The organism is Streptomyces sp. NPDC017529 (assembly GCF_044329785.1).
GTDB lineage: Bacteria > Actinomycetota > Actinomycetes > Streptomycetales > Streptomycetaceae > Streptomyces.
Map to the genome: position 1 here is coordinate 407,239 of NZ_JBIRJY010000001.1, position 16,794 is coordinate 424,032.

Annotated in this window: 16 protein-coding genes; 6 read left to right on the forward strand and 10 right to left on the reverse strand. The window is 74.5% G+C overall.

The window, feature by feature from the left end; translation table 11 throughout:
- Positions 1-12 precede the first annotated feature (12 nt).
- Entirely contained in the window at positions 13-1,611 is a 1,599-nt protein-coding gene (locus ACH4K4_RS01395; protein WP_398163931.1) for an ABC transporter substrate-binding protein, read from the reverse strand.
- A 112-nt stretch (positions 1,612-1,723) separates the two neighbouring features.
- On the opposite strand from ACH4K4_RS01395, the gene ACH4K4_RS01400 reads away from it, so the two are divergent.
- The gene (locus tag ACH4K4_RS01400; RefSeq protein ID WP_398163932.1) at positions 1,724-2,182 is read left to right on the forward strand and encodes a cell wall hydrolase; all 459 of its coding nucleotides are present in this window, start codon (positions 1,724-1,726) and stop codon (positions 2,180-2,182) included.
- Between the two features lie 9 nt (positions 2,183-2,191).
- Here the strand turns inward: ACH4K4_RS01400 and ACH4K4_RS01405 are convergent, their stop codons facing one another.
- The gene (locus ACH4K4_RS01405; RefSeq protein WP_398163933.1) at positions 2,192-3,559 is read right to left on the reverse strand and encodes a hypothetical protein; all 1,368 of its coding nucleotides are present in this window, start codon (positions 3,557-3,559) and stop codon (positions 2,192-2,194) included.
- 216 nt (positions 3,560-3,775) lie between these two features.
- Between ACH4K4_RS01405 and ACH4K4_RS01410 the strand changes: the two genes are divergently transcribed.
- Entirely contained in the window at positions 3,776-4,174 is a 399-nt protein-coding gene (locus tag ACH4K4_RS01410; protein WP_398163935.1) for a hypothetical protein, read from the forward strand.
- Positions 4,175-4,210: 36 nt separating this feature from the next.
- On the opposite strand, the gene ACH4K4_RS01415 is transcribed toward ACH4K4_RS01410, so the two are convergent.
- The 3 genes from ACH4K4_RS01415 to ACH4K4_RS01425 are packed head-to-tail and all read right to left on the reverse strand — an operon-like array spanning position 4,211 to position 7,562.
- Entirely contained in the window at positions 4,211-5,365 is a 1,155-nt protein-coding gene (locus ACH4K4_RS01415) for an acyl-CoA dehydrogenase family protein (protein ID WP_398163937.1), read from the reverse strand.
- Positions 5,362-6,567, reverse strand: a complete 1,206-nt coding sequence (locus tag ACH4K4_RS01420) for an acyl-CoA dehydrogenase family protein (RefSeq protein ID WP_398163938.1) — start codon at positions 6,565-6,567, stop codon at positions 5,362-5,364. Before ACH4K4_RS01420 ends, ACH4K4_RS01415 begins: the two co-directional genes overlap by 4 nt.
- Positions 6,567-7,562 carry an NADPH:quinone oxidoreductase family protein gene (locus tag ACH4K4_RS01425; protein WP_398163940.1) on the reverse strand — a complete coding sequence of 332 codons (996 nt, stop codon included), beginning with the start codon at positions 7,560-7,562 and terminating at the stop codon, positions 6,567-6,569. Before ACH4K4_RS01425 ends, ACH4K4_RS01420 begins: the two co-directional genes overlap by 1 nt.
- 163 nt (positions 7,563-7,725) lie before the next feature.
- Between ACH4K4_RS01425 and ACH4K4_RS01430 the strand changes: the two genes are divergently transcribed.
- The gene (locus ACH4K4_RS01430) at positions 7,726-8,607 is read left to right on the forward strand and encodes a helix-turn-helix domain-containing protein (RefSeq protein ID WP_398163941.1); all 882 of its coding nucleotides are present in this window, start codon (positions 7,726-7,728) and stop codon (positions 8,605-8,607) included.
- Here the strand turns inward: ACH4K4_RS01430 and ACH4K4_RS01435 are convergent.
- Both ACH4K4_RS01435 and ACH4K4_RS01440 read right to left on the reverse strand, forming a co-directional pair.
- Complete coding sequence (locus tag ACH4K4_RS01435; RefSeq protein WP_398163942.1) at positions 8,551-9,669, reverse strand: glycosyl hydrolase family 18 protein; 1,119 nt, start codon at positions 9,667-9,669, stop codon at positions 8,551-8,553. The two genes, ACH4K4_RS01430 and ACH4K4_RS01435, sit on opposite strands and share 57 nt — an antisense overlap.
- A gap of 87 nt (positions 9,670-9,756) precedes the next feature.
- On the reverse strand, positions 9,757-10,641 hold the full coding sequence (locus ACH4K4_RS01440; RefSeq protein ID WP_398163943.1) for a short-chain dehydrogenase/reductase: 885 nt from the start codon (positions 10,639-10,641) through the stop codon (positions 9,757-9,759).
- A 229-nt stretch (positions 10,642-10,870) separates the two neighbouring features.
- Between ACH4K4_RS01440 and ACH4K4_RS01445 the strand changes: the two genes are divergently transcribed.
- Together ACH4K4_RS01445 and ACH4K4_RS01450 are read left to right on the forward strand one after the other, a co-directional pair.
- Positions 10,871-11,332, forward strand: a complete 462-nt coding sequence (locus ACH4K4_RS01445) for an SRPBCC family protein (protein WP_398163944.1) — start codon at positions 10,871-10,873, stop codon at positions 11,330-11,332.
- Position 11,333: 1 nt separating this feature from the next.
- Positions 11,334-12,971, forward strand: a complete 1,638-nt coding sequence (locus ACH4K4_RS01450; protein WP_398163946.1) for a phytoene desaturase family protein — start codon at positions 11,334-11,336, stop codon at positions 12,969-12,971.
- Between the two features lie 27 nt (positions 12,972-12,998).
- Here the strand turns inward: ACH4K4_RS01450 and ACH4K4_RS01455 are convergent, their stop codons facing one another.
- Positions 12,999-14,120, reverse strand: coding sequence for a selina-4(15),7(11)-diene synthase (locus ACH4K4_RS01455; protein WP_398163947.1), 1,122 nt, complete (start codon positions 14,118-14,120; stop codon positions 12,999-13,001).
- A gap of 200 nt (positions 14,121-14,320) precedes the next feature.
- Between ACH4K4_RS01455 and ACH4K4_RS01460 the strand changes: the two genes are divergently transcribed.
- Entirely contained in the window at positions 14,321-15,130 is an 810-nt protein-coding gene (locus tag ACH4K4_RS01460) for a class I SAM-dependent methyltransferase (protein ID WP_398164503.1), read from the forward strand.
- Positions 15,131-15,152: 22 nt separating this feature from the next.
- On the opposite strand, the gene ACH4K4_RS01465 is transcribed toward ACH4K4_RS01460, so the two are convergent.
- Positions 15,153-16,022, reverse strand: coding sequence for an alpha/beta fold hydrolase (locus ACH4K4_RS01465; RefSeq protein ID WP_398163949.1), 870 nt, complete (start codon positions 16,020-16,022; stop codon positions 15,153-15,155).
- A 109-nt stretch (positions 16,023-16,131) separates the two neighbouring features.
- A complete protein-coding gene (locus tag ACH4K4_RS01470) occupies positions 16,132-16,644 on the reverse strand; it encodes a hypothetical protein (RefSeq protein ID WP_398163950.1) in 513 nt (170 codons plus the stop codon).
- Positions 16,645-16,794 lie beyond the last annotated feature (150 nt).

Here is a 16,794-nt window from a genome sequence, read left to right on the forward strand (position 1 = left end):
GTGCGAGGCGGCTCACTTGGCGGGCTGCCAGTCCTCTACGTTCCACCACGGGCCGGAGGCCAGGCCGTGGTCGTGCGGCTCGACCTGGGTGGTGAGGTCCTTCCACTGGTCCTTGACCACGTACAGGTGGTCGATGTGGGTGAGGAAGATGTACGCCGGGTCGTCGGCGAGTTCGCGCTGGATGGTGTCGTAGCCGGCCTTGCGCGCGGCCTTGTCGTCGGTGCGGCGGGCGTCCACCAGCGCCTTGTCGACCTTGGGGTTGTCGTAGCGCGACATGTTGTTGAAGCCGTCGCCGGCGAGCGAGGAGTGCAGCAGCAGGTACTGGTCGAAGTCCGGGTCGGCGGGGCTGCCGCCGCCGGCGAGCACCGCGTCGGTCTTCATGTTCGGCTGGATGGCCTCCCAGGGGCCGGACTCCACCTTGACCTCGATGCCGGCCTTCTTGGCGTCGGAGGCGAAGGCGAGCGCGTGCTCCTGGCGGAGCTTGTCCCCGGCGAGGTACCAGAGCTTGAAGGAGGCCGGCCGGCCGTCCTTGGCACGGATGCCGCCCTCGCCCTTCTCCCAGCCCGCGTCGTCGAGGATTTGCTCGGCCTTCTTCAGGTCGTGGGTGCGCTCGGTGCCCTTGGCGAACCAGGGGCTGTCGGTCGGCACGGGCCCGTAGGCGGGCTTGCCGGCGCCGTCGAGGATGCCGTCGACCATGGCCTTGCGGTCCACCGCGATGTCCAGGGCCTGCCGTACGGCCTTGTCGCCGGTGACCTCGTTGGCGGTGGGGAGGGTGACGTTGCGGTAGTCGAAGGTCTTGGCCGTCAGGGTCTTCTTGTCCTTGTCGGATGTGAAGGTGGCGGCGAGGTTGGGCGGCAGGATGGCGCCGTCGAGGTCGCCGGAGCGCAGCCGGGTGGCGCGCACGTCGTCGTCCTTGATGATCGCCATGGTGAAGTTCTTCACCTTGGGGGCGCCGCCCCAGTAGTGCGGGTTGGCCTTGAAGGTGAGCTTCTCGCCCTTGGACCAGTTGGTGAGGACGTACGGCCCGGTGCCGATCGGCTTGGTGGTGAACGAGCCGGTGTTGACGTCCTGGTTGCCCGCGATGTGCTTCGGCGCGATCGGCAGGACGGTGCGCTCGGCGAACGGCGCGTAGGGGTACTTGAGGTGGAAGACGACGGTGCGCGCGTCCTTCTTCTCGACCTTCTCCAGGGCGTCCAGCTCGGCCTTGGAGGCGTTGTTGGTCTTCTCGTCGAGGATGGTCTCGTAGGTGAAGACCACGTCGTCGGCGGTGAAGGGCTTGCCGTCGCTGAACGTCACGCCGTCGCGCAGGGTGTACGTGTAGGTCGTGCCGTCCTCGGAGACCTCGGGCAGCTTCGCGGCCAGCGCGGGCTTGAGCTTCATGTCCGCGTCGTGGGTGAGCAGCCCGTCGAAGATCTTGGAGTTGCCGTCCTTGCCGTAGCCCAGCAGCGGGCTGAGGCTCTCCGGCTCGTAGGCGATGCCGACCACGGCGGAGTCCTTGGCGCCGGCCGCGCCGCCCTTGCCGCCGGTGGGCGTCGAGCAGGCCGCCGCCGTGAGCGCCACCGTTGCCGCCAGCGCCGCGGCGGCCGCTGACCGTATCGACCGGGCCGTCATGCCCACTCCCCTGCTGCAGATCGTCCGTTGTTGCAAAGCGCAGGCAATTAAACAGCATGTAAGAAACGGAACCTTCGCCACCCCCTCCCGGCGGCACCGGCATCATGGGCGGATGCCCTCCGACCCGCTCTCGCGCCTGCCCGCCGCACTGCGGGACGTGCCCTACGCCGGCGCCCGGCACCCCGGCGCGTCCCCGCTGCCGGGCCGCCATCCGTACGACGTGACGGAGGGCGCCAACTGCCAGCTCTACGCCTACGCCGTACTGCGCCACTTCGGGCGCGAGGTGCCGCCGCTGCGGTCCGCCGAGCTGTGGGCGGACACGGCGGCGACCGTGCGGGCCGAGCCGCCGGGCCCGCTGGACCTGGTGCTCTTCGACGCCGGGGAGGTGCCGGGTCAGCCCGCGGGGTACGGCGCCCACGTCGGCGTACACCTGGCGCCCGACCAGGTGCTGCACCTGTGCAGGGAGGCCGGACAGCCCGCCGTGTGGTCCTACGCGGACTTCGCCGGCCGGGCGCGCTACGCGCGCTTCCTGGGTGCCAAGCGGGTGCGGGACGCGGCGGTCAGCCGGTAGCCGGCGGCCTCACCAGTCGCCGCCGCCGAAGCCCCCGCCGTCGCCGCCACCGAAACCGCCGCCGAAGTCCCCGCCGCCACCGAAGCCGCCGGAGAAGTCGTCGGGGTTGAAGTCCGCGCCGGAGGTGTCGCCGCCCTCGGCTCCCGACGGGCCGCCGCCGAAGTCGGAGGCGTAGGCGGACGGGCCCATCAGGACGCTGCCCAGCATGGTGCCCACGAGGAGGCCCGGCAGCATGCCGCCGCCGAAGTAGCCGCCCGCCCAGGGGCCGTAGGCCGGCCCCGCGTCCCAGTAGGGCCGCTGCCCGTACTCGGTCTGCACCGTGCGGGCCATCGGCTCCAGGCCCTCCTCCAGGCGCGTCCGGTCGGCGGCGCACACCGGGACCGTACGCGGCGCCGCGCCGTTCGGCGCCCACTCCGCGTCGGCGACGGACGGGCCGTGCCGCGGGTCGAAGAAGCACGGCACCCGGCGTTCGGGCAGCGGCTTGCCCTCGCGCCGCGCGGCCAGGGAGGCCAGCGCGAACCGGCCGTCCTCCAGGGCCCTGGTCACCTGCTCGACGTCGCCGGGGCGCTCGGCGCGGTCCATCGCCGCCTTGGCGTTCTCGTACGCGTCCAGCGCGTGGGTGTAGTCGGTGCGCATCGCGTCGTCGGCGCCGGGCTCGCCGGGGTTGAAGTCGAGCCGGTCCAGCTCCTCGCCGAAGGCGGTGATGTCCTCGTCCACCACGACGCGCAACTGCTCCAGCGCGGCCCGCTCCTCCTCGGCGCGCTTCTTCTTGCTGCGGCGGTGCAGCGCGAAGGCGCCACCTCCGCCGACCACCACCAGCGCGCCCAGGCCGACGAGCGCGCCGGTGCTCACACCGCCGCCGTCGCCGCCCCAGGAGGCCGGCTCGTGGCCGGACGCCTGCCGGGTCGCGGTGTCCACGAAGCTGTCCAGGCGCTCCTTGGTGGTGCCGTAGCCGGAGCGCTGGACCGCGCCGACCAGGTTGCGTACGGAGTTGCGCGACATCACCCGCCCGTCGGCGGCGGCGTTGAACCGGTCGCCCAGCTCGACGGCGTAGACGCCGCTGACGCCGGTCTTGGTCCGCAGATCGCGCAGGAGGCTGTCCGGCCGGTACTCGGCGGCCTTGGGCAGCACCGCGACGAAGACCGGCTTCCCGGCGTCCTTGATCTTCTTGGCGAGGGCGTCCGCGTCGGCCGCCGACAGCTCGCCGGAAGCCCGCGGGTCCACGTACACCGGGCCCTTCTTCAGGGCCTCCGCCGCCTCGTCGAGCCCGCCGGCGGCCCGCGCGCCGGGGGCCACGGCGGTGAGGACCGCCAGGAGGGCGGCCGACAGGAGGAGCGCCGGGCCGGAGGCCGTGGGGCGACGGGCTGCGATCTTCATGAGTACGACGCTACCCGAACCACACTTTTTAGACATAACGCTTGCGTAACGGGCAAGCCCGGGGTACGGCACCACGGTGCGGGCACAGTGTCGCGCAGCCGCGGCGGTCCGGCCGCCCGGGGGCCGCCGGTGCGGTGGCCGTGACGCCGGAACCGGTGATGATCTCGCCGCGCGGGCAGGCTCCGCCCGACCGCCCCCCGACGAACGGAGCTCATGATGCGCACGGCGAAAGCCAAGGGCATAGCTGTCGGAGCCGCCACCACCGTCGCCGCGGGAGCCCTCGCGGTCGGACCGGCCGCCGCCCCCTCCGCCGCCGACCCGGCCGTCAAGGTCACGACACCGGCCGCGGGCGCGAGCGCCAAGGTGGCGGGCAGCCTCCTGGTCCAGTGGTCGAACACGACCGGGAAGGAGGTGGACGTCTGGCTGAGCGCCCGTACGCCGTCCGGGAGCCACGACCGGCTGTCGCTGGTCGCACCGAAGGCGGGCAGCAAGAAGGCCGGAGAGGCCCTCGCCACGCTCCCCACCGTGCCGCCGGGCACGTCCTACACGGTGGAGGTCGCTACGCAGGACGGCGGGGAGAGCGACGTCAGCGGGCCCCTGAGCCTCGTCGGGTAGCCCGGCGGCGCCCTCCCCGGCCCGTCCGCCGCCCGGCTACGGAGCCGGAATGCCCACCAGTCCCGCGAGGGTCTCGCGGTGGCGCCCCGGCGTTCCCAAAGCGATCTCGTCGGCCTTGGCCCGCTTGAGGAACAGGTGCGCCGGGTGCTCCCAGGTCATGCCGATGCCGCCGTGCAGCTGGATGCACTCCTCGGCCGCGCGGACCGCGACGGGCGCGCAGAAGGACTGCGCGACCGCGACGGCCACCGGCGCGTCCGGGCTGCCGGTGGCCAGCGCGTCGGCGGCGTTGCGGGCCGCCGCGCGGGCCGAGGCGACGTCCAGCCAGAGTGCCGCCATGCGGTGCTTGAGGGCCTGGAACGAGCCGACGGGACGGCCGAACTGGGTCCGCTCGGCGGTGTACCGGACCGTTTCGGCCAGGCACCATTCGGCGATGCCGAGCTGTTCGGAGGCGAGCAGCCCGGCGCCGGCGAGCAGCGCCCCGGACACCGCGGCGGGAGCCAGCTCCGGCCCGGCCAGCAGCCGTCCCGCGGCCCCGTCGAGGGTGACGCGGCTCGGCGTACGGGTCAGGTCGAGCGGCGTGCCGGGCTCGGTCCGCACCCCGTCCGCCGCCGCGTCCACGGCGTACAGCGCGTATCCGTCCGGTCCCCGGGCCGGTACGAGCAGGACGCCGGCGGCCGCGGCGTCGGCGACGCCGGTCACCGTGCCGGTGAGCACGCCGTCGGCAGCGGCCCGTACGGACGGTTCCGGCACCGTGCCCGGAGCCGCCGGCAGGGGCAGGACGAGGACGCCGACGGTCCCCCCGCCGGCCAGCGCGGCGAGCGGTCCGGCCACCTCCCGCCGGTCGGTGTCGCAGCCGAGCAGCGCGCTCACGGCCAGGACGGCGCTGGTCAGGTACGGCACCGGGGCCACCGTACGGCCCAGCTCCTCCAGGACCACGGCGGCCTCACGGGCGCTCGCGCCCTGCCCGCCGAGCTTCTCCGGGACGAGCAGCCCGGCCGTGCCCATGCCGGCGGCCAGCGAGCGCCACAGCCCGGTGTCGTACGCGCGGCCGGTTTCAAGGTCCGCGAGGACGGCCGCCGGGCCGCCGCGGCCGGCGAGCAGCGAGCGGACGGCGGCCCGCAGGTCGTCCTCCGGCTCCGAGTAGAGGAGGTCGGGGTCCGCGAGGGCCGGGGCCCCGCTCTGAGCGGTCATCGGGGGAGGTCCTTCCACGCGGCGTCCTTGTCGGTCCGCGGCTCGGGCGGCAGGCCCAGGACGCGTTCGGCGACGATGTTCAGCAGCACTTCGGAAGTGCCGCCCTCGATCGAGTTGCCCTTGGCGCGCAGGTAGCGGTAGCCGGCCTGGCGGCCGGTGAAGTCCACGCCTTCGGGGCGGCGCAGCGTCCAGTCGTCGTACGCCAGCCCGTCCTCGGCCAGGAACTCCACCTCCCAGCCGCTGATCTGCTGCGCCAGCCGCGCGAACGCCAGCTTCAGGCCGCTGCCCTCGGGCCCCGGCTGGCCCTTGGCGAGCTGCTGCCGCAGCCGCTCCCCCGTCAGGCGGGCGACCTCCGCGTCCACCCACAGGCGCAGCAGCCGCTGGTGGAGGTCGTGGGTGCGCGACGTGGGACGGGCGCGCCAGGCCCGGGCCGCGACACCGATCATGCCGCCCTCGCGCGGCATGCGGAGGCCGCCGATGGCCACCCGTTCGTTCATCAGCGTGGTCTGGGCGACCTTCCAGCCCTCCCCCACCTCGCCGAGGCGGTGCGCGTCGGGAATCCGTACGCCGGTCAGGAAGACCTCGTTGAACTCGGCCTCGCCGGTGATCTGCCGCAGCGGGCGCACGTCCACGCCGGGGTCGGTCATGTCGCACACGAAGTAGGTGATGCCGCGGTGCTTGGGCAGCTCCGGGTCCGTACGGGCGATGAGGATCGCCCAGCGGGCCTGGTGGGCGCCGGACGTCCAGACCTTCTGGCCGTCCACCACCCAGTGGTCCCCGTCCCGTACGGCACGGGTGGCGAGCGCGGCGAGGTCGGAACCGGCGCCGGGCTCGCTGAACAGCTGGCACCACACCTCTTCGCCGGTCCACAGCGGCCGCAGGAAGCGTTTCTTCTGCTCGTCCGTGCCGAAGCGGAGGATGGTGGGGGCGGCCATGCCGAGGCCGATGCCGATTCGGCGCGGGTCGTTGTCCGGCGCGCCCGCCGCCTCCAACTCGGCGTCCACGACCGCCTGGAGCGCGCGCGGGGCGTCGAGCCCGCCCAGGCCCCGGGGGAAGTGGACCCAGGCCAGCCCCGCGTCGAAGCGGGCCCGCAGGAAGTCGAGCCTGGCGGTACGGGCCGGCGGATGGGCCGCAAGCAAGTCGGCGGTACGGCGTCGCAGCTCGTCCGCGTCGAGGCTCCCGGCCGTCGTCGTCTCCGTCATCACGCGTCCTCCAGGCCGGGGACGACGACGAGGCGGCCGGTCGTAGTGCCGTCGAAGACCCGCTGCACCGCCTCCGCCGCGCCGGACAGCGGTACGCGGCCACCGATCAGCGGCTTGATGACACCCTGCGCCGCCAGCTTGGCCAGCTCTTCGTGACAGGCGTCGACCGCGGCCGGGTCCTTGGTGCCGTACAGACCCCAGTGCAGGCCGAGGATCGAGTAGTTCTTCACGAGCGCGTGGTTGAGGCCCGGAGCCGGTACGGCACCGCTGGCGAAGCCGACGACCACGATGCGACCCTCGAAGGCGACGCACTTGACGGACTTGGCGTACGCGTCGCCGCCCACCGGGTCGTAGACGACGTCCGCGCCCCGGCCGCCGGTGGCCTCCTTCACGGCGGCGGCGAGGTCGTCGGTGCGCCGGTCCAGCACCAGGTCGCAGCCCAGTCCGCGGGCGACGGCCGCCTTCTCGGGGCCGCCGGCCACACCGATGACGTGCGCGCCTGCGGCCTTGCCGAGCTGGACGGCGGCGCTGCCGACGCCGCCCGCCGCGGCGTGCACGAGCAGCGTTTCGCCGGGTTGCAGCCGGGCCCGCCGGTGCAGGCCGAACCAGCCGGTCTGGTAGCCGATGTGCAGCGCGGCGGCCTCCGCGTCGTCCAGGGCCTCCGGTGCGGGACGGACCGCCGCCGCGTCCACCACCACCAGGTCGGCGAAGCCACCGCCTGGCAACGGCGGCTGGGCCAGCACCCGGGCACCCACTCCGGCAGTCGCGCCTTCGCCGGCGGCGAGCACCTCGCCGCAGATCTCCACGCCCGGCGTGAAGGGGAACGGCGGCCGTACCTGGTACTCGCCGCGGCACAGCAACGCGTCGGGAAAGTTGACGTTCGCGGCACGGACGCGCAGCAGCAGTTGCCCCGCTCCCGGCTGCGGGTCCGGCACTTCTTCCAGCCGCATCACCTCGCGAGGCTCGCCGTTCTCGTGTACGCGCCATGCCTTCACTGGTGCCTCCACAGACCTCGGGTACGCGGGGAGCGCGGGATGCCGGACCCCGCGACCCTCGGCATACTAAGCGGTCGGTATCCCGGAGGGAACAGCCGATCGGGAGATCCTGGTACTGGCAGGGACAGGCACACCGCGCCCCGGGTGGACGACACTGACCGGCATGGACACACCCGCCGAGTTGGGCAACTTCCTCAAGACCCGCCGCGCCCGCCTCCAGCCGGAGGACGTCGGCCTGGTCTCCTACGGCGCCCGGCGCCGCGTGCCGGGCCTGCGCCGCGAGGAGCTGGCACAGCTGGCCGGGGTGAGCGTCGCCTACTACACACGGCTCGAACAGGGCCAGAGCCACAACGCCTCGGACGGGGTACTGGACGCGCTCGCCCGCGCCCTGCGGCTGACCGCCGACGAACGCGCTCACCTGCGCGACCTCGCCCGCCCCACCCGGGCCCGGCGCCGCCCGGCCGTACGGCCCGAGCGGGCGCGCCCCGGGATGCTCCAGCTGCTCGGCGCGCTGGGCGGGGTGCCGGCCGTGACGCTCGGCCGCCGGTTCGAGGTGCTGGCCTGGAACCGGCTGGGGCACGCGCTGCTGGCCGGGCACCTGGACTTCGACAGCCCGGGGCGGCCGCTGGACCGCCCCAACACCCAGCGGCTGCTCTTCCTCGACCCGCACACCCGCGAGCTGTACCCGGACCGCGAGACGGAGACCCGGCGGGCCGTCGCCGCGCTGCGTATGGCGGCCGGGCAGTACCCGGACGACCACCGGCTGGCCGAGCTGATCGGCGAGCTGGCCATGAAGAGCGACGAGTTCGGCACGCTGTGGTCGCGGCACGTGGTCAGCAACTGCGACTTCGGCGTCAAGAGCTTCCACCACCCGCTGGTGGGCGCCATGGAGCTGGACTTCGAGATGACGCGCACACCGGACGGCTCGGGGCAGGGCCTGCTGATGTTCACCGCGCGGCCCGGCAGCCCGTCAGAGGCGGCGCTGCGGCTACTCGCCGCGGAGCACCTTCCAGAAGCCCGGGTCCTCGAACCCGAGCGCCCATAGCCCCGTGCCCCGCACGCCGTACTTCTTCAGCAGCGGCAGGTGCGCGGCGACGCCGCGCGCGTCCTGGTACCAGACGTGGTGCACGGCCCGGCCCGCCTTGTACGTGAAGTGCGGCGTGCCGGACTTGGTGTCGAAGCGGTAGGCGGCGCCCTTGCGGCGGCGCAGCGCCTCCGCCTGCTTCCAGGTCAGGTGCCCGGCCCGGGCCTTGACGCCCAGGGTCCAGTCCCAGCCGTAGCCGGGGAAGGCGACTTCCAGCTTGTCGCGCGGCACGGTCCGGGTGGCGTAGCGCAAGAACTCCTCGTACCAGGCGAGCGAGGACAGCGGGCCCGGGGAGCCCTCGGCCCAGTGCAGGTCGTAGCCCATGATCCGGATGCGGTCGGCGGCCCGGCCGAGGCGCACGTAGTCGTACGCCTTGCCGGAGTTGCCGGTGCGGGCCATGACCGTGATGACGCACAGCTTGCCCTTGGCGTGCAGTCTGGCGCACAGCTCGTCGGCGAACAGGGCGTAGCCGGTGCGCACACGGTCGCGCATACGGGCGGTCCCGGTGGTGGCCATCGTCTCGTAGTCGAGGTCGATGCCGTCGTACGCGCGCGAGGCGACCAGCCGCAGCAGGGCCGAGACGTGGGCGGTGCGCCGGGCCCGGTCGTGGAACAGCGCGGCCATCGTGTCGGCGTTCATGGCTTCGTTGACGGTGGGGACGACCTTGATGCCGGCCCTGTGGAGCCCGTCGATGACCCGCCGGTTCCCGGCGCCGTGCTGGCCCTTGACGGTGGTGCCGGAGGTCGCCCGGTACCAGAACGGGCTGACGGTGTGCAGTTGGGCGGCGTGCCGGAGCGCGTCCTGATAGGCGGCCTCGGTGTCGTCCCAGTAGGGCAGCCAGGCGGAGACCGTACGGGCGGAGTCCGTGGCGGCGGGCGGCGCAGTGGCGGGAGCCCGGTGTGCGGCCGTGCCGTCCGTACGGTCGTGGGCCGCGGCGCCGGGGGTGAGTGCCGCGGCGGCCCCGGCCGCCGCCAGCAGGAACGCGAGTCCGAACCGGGTGCGGGAAGCCGATGCTTGGTCCATGCCCCGAGCCTGTCCCGGGTACGGCGCGCACGCCGCGCCGGTTCGGCCGAACGGCCGCCGCCCCGCGCACGGAAGCGGGTCGCGGGGTCAGCCGAAGCGGCCGCCGGAGCTCTCCGCCGCCCGGCCGCCCGCCCCCAGCAGGCCGGTCCCCGTGAGGTCGGCGCGCCCGGCCAGGCGCAGGAACGCGCGGCGCGAGCCCTCGGTCACGATGCCCGGCAGGCAGGCGCGCACCACCTGCCCCGCGCGCAGCCACGGCTGGGCGTAGACGGTGGCGGCCCGCCGTTCGACGCCGCGCACCAGGCGGTCGGCCACCGGCGCGGCGTCGTACGTCTTCGAGGCGGGCCAGGGCAGGTGCGCGCGCAGTTCCCGCATCGCCTCCTGGCGGTCGGACGCCCGGACCATCTCGGTGTCCGCCCAGCTGAGGTACGCGATGCCGACGCGCACGCCGCGGTGGGCCAGCTCGGCGCGCAGCACCTGCGCGAAGGTCTCCGCGCCGGACTTCGAGGCGCAGTACGCCGACAGCATCGGCGCCGGGCCGATGGCCGCGAGGGAGGCGACCTGGAGGTAGTAGCCCCGGGTGCGCAGGAGCGCGGGCAGGAAGGCGCGGGCGGTGACCGCGCTGCCGACCAGGTTGACCTCGACGACCCGGCGCCAGACGGCCGGGTCGGTGTCGAGGAACGGGCCGCCCGCCACCACCCCGGCGTTGGCGACCACGACGGACGGCGGCCCGAAGCGGCGCTCCACGAGCGCGGCGGCGCGGTCCATCGCGTCCTCGTCGGTGACGTCGACCGGCCAGTACTCCGCGCTCCCCGGCAGTTCCGCCGCGACCCGCTCCAGCTCGTCCTCCTCCAGCCCGAGCAGCGCCACGCCGGCTCCCCGCCGTACGAGTGAACGCGCCATGTCCGCGCCCAGGCCGCGCGCGGCGCCGGTGACCACGGCGGTGCGCCCGCGCAGGGGAAGCTCTTGGCTCATGGTCGGGCCTCCACGTCTGCGTGCGGTGCCGGCCGGCGGGCGGGTCCGGACGGCGGGTACCCGGGCCGGGCCCGTCCAACGTAACGCCGGGTCGCCGCCGGGGCCCGGCAAGAAACTTGCCCGGCCGGTGTCGTACGGCCCGCCAGGGGCACACGGTCACGGTCCCGAAGGCCGAAACGGCCGGTCCGGCCTAGGCTGGCGACTGGTTCCCCCTGACGTTGGAGACCGCATGGCGGTAAGACATCAGCTGATCAAGAGCCCTCCCACCGCGGTGTGGGCGGTGCTCGCCGACGGCGCCCGCTACCAGGAGTGGGTGGTCGGCCCCTACCGGTCGGAGCCGGCCGAGGGCGACTGGCCGGAGCTGGGCTCCTCGATCGCGTACAGCGTGCGCGTGGGGCCGTGGTCGCTGAGCGGCCGGACCATCGTCCGGCGTGTCGAGCCGCCCAGGGAACTGGAGCTGGAGATCGAGAGCGGCGCCCTGGGCACCGTGCGGATAGCCGCCGAGATCCGCCCCTGGGGCGAGCACAGCCTCGTCATCATGGACGAACACCCGCTGCGCGGACCCGGCGGGCTGCTGCACAACGCCGTGCTGGACGCCCTGCTCCAGATCCGGCACCGCAGCATGCTCGGCAGGCTGGCCAAGGTCGTGGAGGGCGGCGGCCCCCGGCGGCAACCGAGCGGGGCGTTCTGAGATGCCGGACGCGGTGGTGATCGGGGCAGGGCCGAACGGGCTGGTGGCCGCCAACCTGCTGGCCGACGCGGGCTGGAGCGTGGAAGTGCTGGAGGCGCAGCCCGAGGCGGGCGGCGCGGTCCGCAGCGACCGAGGCGTCCACCCCGACTACGTCAACGACCTGTGCAGCTCCTTCTATCCGCTGGCCGCGGCCTCGCCGGTGCTGGCCGCGCTCCGCCTCGGCGACCACGGGCTGCGCTGGAGCCACGCGCCCCGGGTCCTCGCGCATCCGCTGGCCGACGGGCGGTGCGCGGTGCTGGAGCGCCGGCGCCCGGCCACCGCCGACGGCCTGGACCGCTTCGCCGCGGGCGACGGCGACGCCTGGCGGCGGCTGTGCGACATCTGGGACCGGGTCGGTCCCGACGTCCTGCACGCCCTGTTCACGCCGTTCCCGCCGGTGCGGCCCACGGTCCGGCTCGCCGCCCGGCTGCGCGGCGCGGGCGGCCTGCGGCTGGCCCGCACGCTGGTGCTGCCCGTGCGGCGCCTCGGCGAGGAGGAGTTCGGCGGCGAGGGCGGCCGGCTGCTGCTCGCGGGCAACGCCCTGCACGCCGACCTGGCGCCGGAGGCCGCGGGCAGCGGCGGGTTCGGCTGGCTGATGTCGATGCTGGCCCAGTCGCACGGCTTTCCCGTGCCGGTCGGCGGCGCGGGCGCGCTGACCGAGGCCCTGGTACGGCGGCTGGAGGCGCGCGGCGGTGTGCTGCGCTGTGGTGAGCGCGTCACCGAGGTGGTCGTACGGGCGGGCCGTGCCGTGGCGGTGCGCACCGCGGGCGGCGAATCGGTGCCGGCGGGCCGTGCGGTGCTGGCCGACGTCTCCGTGCCGTCCCTGTACGGCGAACTGGTCGACAGCCGGCACCTGCCCACGCGGCTGCTCGCCGATCTGCGCCGCTTCCAGTGGGACTTCGCGACGTTCAAGGTCGACTGGGCGCTGGACGGCCCGGTGCCCTGGACCGCCCGGGAGGCGGCCGGCGCCGGCACCGTGCACCTGGCCGACGGCGTCGACGAGCTGACGCGGTTCGCCGCCCAGCTCGCGGCGGGCCGGGTGCCGGACCGGCCGTTCGCCCTCTTCGGGCAGATGACCACCGCCGACGCCACCCGCTCGCCGGCCGGCACCGAGTCGGCCTGGGCGTACACCCACGTACCGCACGACGTGCGCGCGGACGCGGGGGACGCGGGCATCACCGGCACCTGGAGCCACGGGGAGCGGGAGGCGATGGCGGACCGGGTGGAGGAGCAGGTGGAGCGGTACGCGCCGGGCTTCCGCTCCCGCGTGCGGGCCCGCCGGATCCTCGCCCCGCCCACACTCCAGGCACTCGACGCCAACCTGCACGGCGGCGCCATCAACGGCGGTACGACCGCCATGCACCAGCAGCTCGTCTTCCGCCCGCTGCCGGGCTCCGGGCGCCCGGAGACACCGGTCAAGGGCCTCTTCCTGGCCTCGGCCGGAGCGCACCCGGGCGGCGGTGTGCACGGCGCGCCCGGCGCCAACGCCGCGCGCGCCGCCCTGCGCAAGCGGTCGCCGAGCGGGGCGCTCAGCCGCTTCCAGCGGGCACTGACCAGCCGCAACCGGCTTGGCGACCGGCCCGACGACCCGAACGAGTGAGCGGGGCGGGCGGCTGCGCCCGCCCGGTCAGCCGGCGGGCTGCGCCGCGCACGCGTGCGTGCGCGCGCCGTCGCCCACTTCGCGCGCCGGGGCGTGGACGGCCGGCACCAGGTCCCACCACCAGGAGATGACGGGAATGTCGAGGGGCGCGTGGCTGTCGTCGGTCGGCGTGGAGCGCAGCGTCGACGGCAGCCGGGCCGGGTCGTCGGGGGTGGTGTAGCGCAGGGAGGTGATGCCCCAGTCCTGGGAACCCCGGATGAAGGAGCCCAGGTTGTGCAGGTACTGGCGCAGCTGCGGGCTGCCCTGCTGCCGCAGCTGCGCGCTCAGGCGCATGAACAGCGTCATCACGCGGTCCCGCTGGGCTATCGCCGTGGTCAGGGCCTCGTCCTGGGATATGCCGTACTCGGTTTGCAGGACCCGCAGGACGTTGAGGTAGTAGCCCGGGCCGCGGCTCTCCTTGTGGTGGGAGAAGATGTCGTTGTCCCAGGTGATGATGAAGGAGGCCATCTCGGCCGCCGCGCGCACGGACGTGTGCTCGCGCTCGTGCGGCTGGAGTTCGTAGCCGTGCCCCATCTCCAGCAACGGCAGGACGACCGAGGTCGCCCCGTCGTACAGCCGCATCAGGGTGTAGTCGGGCAGGCTCGGCACGGCGCCGGAGCGCCGGTAGGACGCCTCCCACACCACGGAGAAGAAGTACTCGCGCAGCGCGTCGATCCAGCGGGCGGCCTGGCCGGCGGTGCCGTAGCGGGACACGCGGTGCCGCAGGTCGCGCAGCCCCTCGGCGAGGCTGTCGCCCGGGAGTACGGGAGCCTCGGGGTTCTGGGCCACGCGCAGCAACCGGTGCAGTACGCCCGTCAGTTCGCCCGGGTCGTGGCCGAGGTCGCTCTCCTCGCAGCAGCCGTCGTCGACGCCGAAGAGCCACAGGACGAAGTCGGCGAGCAGGGAGACGACCTCCTCCCGGCCCTCGGGCAGGATGCGGGCCGAGAAGCCGCCGATCCCGTGGGTGACCAGGCGTCCGCGCAGCTCGTCGGAGCCTATGGAGAATCGTTTCGCCCAGGCGGTGGTCCGGGCCTCGATCTCCTCGTGCCGGGGGTGGATGGCGGGCGGAATGGGCGAGTAGGTCGGGGGAACGGTCAGCTCGGGTCCCACGCCTGACCACCTCTCAGCATCGGTCTGGCACTCTCGGCCGGGTGGGGGAAAGGGGACGCCGGTCCTTGAGTGATCAACTAAGGCGCATCGTACGCAGCGCGCCCCGCTGATCCAATAGTGTCTTTGTGTCTATGACAAGTTTCGGAGGGCTACCATCCGGTTCTTTTCGCCACCGGAGAAAGGACGCGGCCGCCTTGCGGATGTTCACGGTGTTCGACGAGGCGGAACGCCGGACCTGGGCCGGGCGGGCCGCCGCGTACGAGCGCAGCTTCGCCGGACTCTGCGCCCACCCGGTCCCCGCCCTGCTCGACGCCGCCGGGGTACGGCCGGGGGCACGGGTACTCGACGCCGGCACCGGCACCGGCACCGCCGCCCGCGCCGCGAACGGCCGGGGCGCCGCGGTGACGGCCGTGGACGCCGACCCCGGCATGGCCGCCCGCACCGCGGCCACCTGCCGTGGCACGGACGTGTGCGTCGCCGCCCTGCCCTGCCTCCCCTTCGCCGCCGGCCGTTTCGACGCCGTGGTGGGCAACTTCGTCCTCAACCACGTCGGCCGGCCCCGGGCGGCGGTCGCCGAACTGCGCCGGGTCACCCGGCCGCGCGGCCGGATCGCGCTGACCCTGTGGGCGGCCCCGGCGGCGCCCGGCCAGGCGCTGGTCGGGCGCGCGATGCAGGCCGCCGGCGTGACCCGCCCCGCCCATCTGCCCACGCTGGCACCCGAGGACGACTTCCCGCGCACCGAAGGAGGCTTCGCCCGGCTGCTGCGCGACGCCGGGCTCACCGGCGTCCGCTGCCGGACGCTCGCGTGGGAGCACCGCGCCACCCCCGAGGAGTGGTGGAGCGGGCCCGCTGCCGGAGTGGCTTCGGTCGGGCAGGTCCTGACGAACCGTCCGCCCGCGGTCGTCAGCGAGGTCAAGCGCCATTACGACGCGCTGTGCGCGGAGTTCACCGGGCCGGACGGGGTGCTCGTGCTGCCGCACGCCGCGCTGCTGGGCAGCGGGCGGGTGTGAACGCGGCCGACGGCTCCGGCCGTCACGCGGGCGCCGGCAGGAAGCCGCGCAGGTGGGCGAGGAGCGCCTCCGGTGCCTCCTCCGCGATGAAGTGGCCGCATTCGGCGATCTCCGCGCCGGTGACCAGCTCCGGACGGGCGGAGTAGTCCCGCCAGATGTCCAGCGTCGGCAGCCGCGCGGGCAGGCCGACCGCTCCCCACAGGGCCAGCACGGGCACGGTCAGCAGCCGGCCCTCGGCGAAGTCCGAGTCGTCCAGTGCGGCGTCGGCCTCCGTGGCCCGGTAGTCGTCGAAGCCCGCGCGGAGCGCGCCGGGGCGGGAGAACGCCGCCACGTACGCGTCCACGGCCTCGTCGGTCAGCGCGTGCCGGTTGTAGGTCCAGCGCTCGAAGAAGTACTCCAGGTAGCCGCGGACGTCGGCGCCGGCCAGCCGCTCGGGCAGGTCGGGCTGGAGGTGGAAGAACCAGTGCCAGTACCCGGCGGCGATGGTGGCGTCCAGGCGGCGGAGCATCTCGCGGGTCGGCACGATGTCCAGGAACGCGACCCGCTCCACCTGCTCGGGCCGGTCCAGGGCCCAGCGGTGCGCCACCCGCGCGCCCCGGTCGTGCCCGACCACGCTGGCCCGCTCGAAGCCCAGCGCCTCGACGAGCCCGGCCGTGTCGGCGGCCATCCGCCGCTTGTCGTAGCCGGTGACGGGCTTGTCGCTGCGGCCGTAGCCGCGCAGGTCGGGCGCGACCACGGTGTAGTGCCGGGCCAGTTCGCCGAGGACCGGCCGCCAGCAGCGGGAGGTCTGCGGCCAGCCGTGGAGCAGCACCACCAACGGCCCCGAGCCCGCGCGGGTGTAGTGCAGCCGTACGCCGTCCACACGGGCCACGCCCGTGGTCGTGCCGTCCATCTCCCGTTCCTCCCGCGTCGTCGTCCAGGAGGTCAACCCTCTCAGAGGGTCCGGGACGCGGGCACGCTCGCCCCGGCGCGGGGTGGCGGCGCGCCGTGCCCGTACGGGGTCAGGTGCGGCCCTCGCGCTCCTGGGCGTCCCTCAGGTCGGCGGAGGCCGCCGCCCAGCGGGCGCGCACGACGGGGAAGCCGGCCTGTTCGCAGGCGTCGCAGACCAGTTCGTCGTCGTCCACGAGGTGGCGCACCTCGCGGCCGCCCGCGATGCGGCGCAGCAGTTCCAGCTTGGTGTGGCGGGCGGGCCGCCGGTCGCCGTCCGGCCGCATCCACAGCCTGCCCTCGGGCAGACCGTGCCGGTCGAGCCAGGCCAGGGTGTCCTCGCGGCAGCGCTCGGGGCGGCCGGTGAGGTAGACGATCTCGCACTCCGCCGCGCTCCGGAGGGCCAGCGCCACGCCCTCGGCGAGCGGCGGGTCGGCCGGCGCCGCGGCGAAGAACGCGTTCCAGTCGCGCGGCCTGCGCCGCAGGAAACGCTGGCGGTGCGCGGTGTCCGCGAGCGTGCCGTCCAGGTCGAAGACGGCCAGCGGGCGCGAGCCCGTGCCGTGTCCGCCGCTGCCCGCTCTCGTCATCGCGTCCCCTCGTCCGGTCCGTTCCTGACCGTGATTTTACCTTCACCCGTCACCCGGCCCCCACGCGAATACGAACGGCCGTTCGGTAAATAAAACGCCAGACCGGAGCCGGTGCCGGCGGCCGCGGGCCGGCCCGCCGCGCCGCCGCAA

Coding starts and splice junctions, on each gene's coding strand:
- ACH4K4_RS01420 (WP_398163938.1), bottom strand. CDS start 6,567: ATGACGGAGACGACGACGGCCGGGAGCCTCGACGCGGACGAGCTGCGA.
- ACH4K4_RS01465 (WP_398163949.1), bottom strand. CDS start 16,022: ATGGACGGCACGACCACGGGCGTGGCCCGTGTGGACGGCGTACGGCTG.
- ACH4K4_RS01415 (WP_398163937.1), bottom strand. CDS start 5,365: ATGACCGCTCAGAGCGGGGCCCCGGCCCTCGCGGACCCCGACCTCCTC.
- ACH4K4_RS01405 (WP_398163933.1), bottom strand. CDS start 3,559: ATGAAGATCGCAGCCCGTCGCCCCACGGCCTCCGGCCCGGCGCTCCTC.
- ACH4K4_RS01410 (WP_398163935.1), top strand. CDS start 3,776: ATGCGCACGGCGAAAGCCAAGGGCATAGCTGTCGGAGCCGCCACCACC.
- ACH4K4_RS01445 (WP_398163944.1), top strand. CDS start 10,871: ATGGCGGTAAGACATCAGCTGATCAAGAGCCCTCCCACCGCGGTGTGG.
- ACH4K4_RS01450 (WP_398163946.1), top strand. CDS start 11,334: ATGCCGGACGCGGTGGTGATCGGGGCAGGGCCGAACGGGCTGGTGGCC.
- ACH4K4_RS01460 (WP_398164503.1), top strand. CDS start 14,321: ATGTTCACGGTGTTCGACGAGGCGGAACGCCGGACCTGGGCCGGGCGG.
- ACH4K4_RS01430 (WP_398163941.1), top strand. CDS start 7,726: ATGGACACACCCGCCGAGTTGGGCAACTTCCTCAAGACCCGCCGCGCC.
- ACH4K4_RS01470 (WP_398163950.1), bottom strand. CDS start 16,644: ATGACGAGAGCGGGCAGCGGCGGACACGGCACGGGCTCGCGCCCGCTG.
- ACH4K4_RS01435 (WP_398163942.1), bottom strand. CDS start 9,669: ATGGACCAAGCATCGGCTTCCCGCACCCGGTTCGGACTCGCGTTCCTG.
- ACH4K4_RS01395 (WP_398163931.1), bottom strand. CDS start 1,611: ATGACGGCCCGGTCGATACGGTCAGCGGCCGCCGCGGCGCTGGCGGCA.
- ACH4K4_RS01440 (WP_398163943.1), bottom strand. CDS start 10,641: ATGAGCCAAGAGCTTCCCCTGCGCGGGCGCACCGCCGTGGTCACCGGC.
- ACH4K4_RS01400 (WP_398163932.1), top strand. CDS start 1,724: ATGCCCTCCGACCCGCTCTCGCGCCTGCCCGCCGCACTGCGGGACGTG.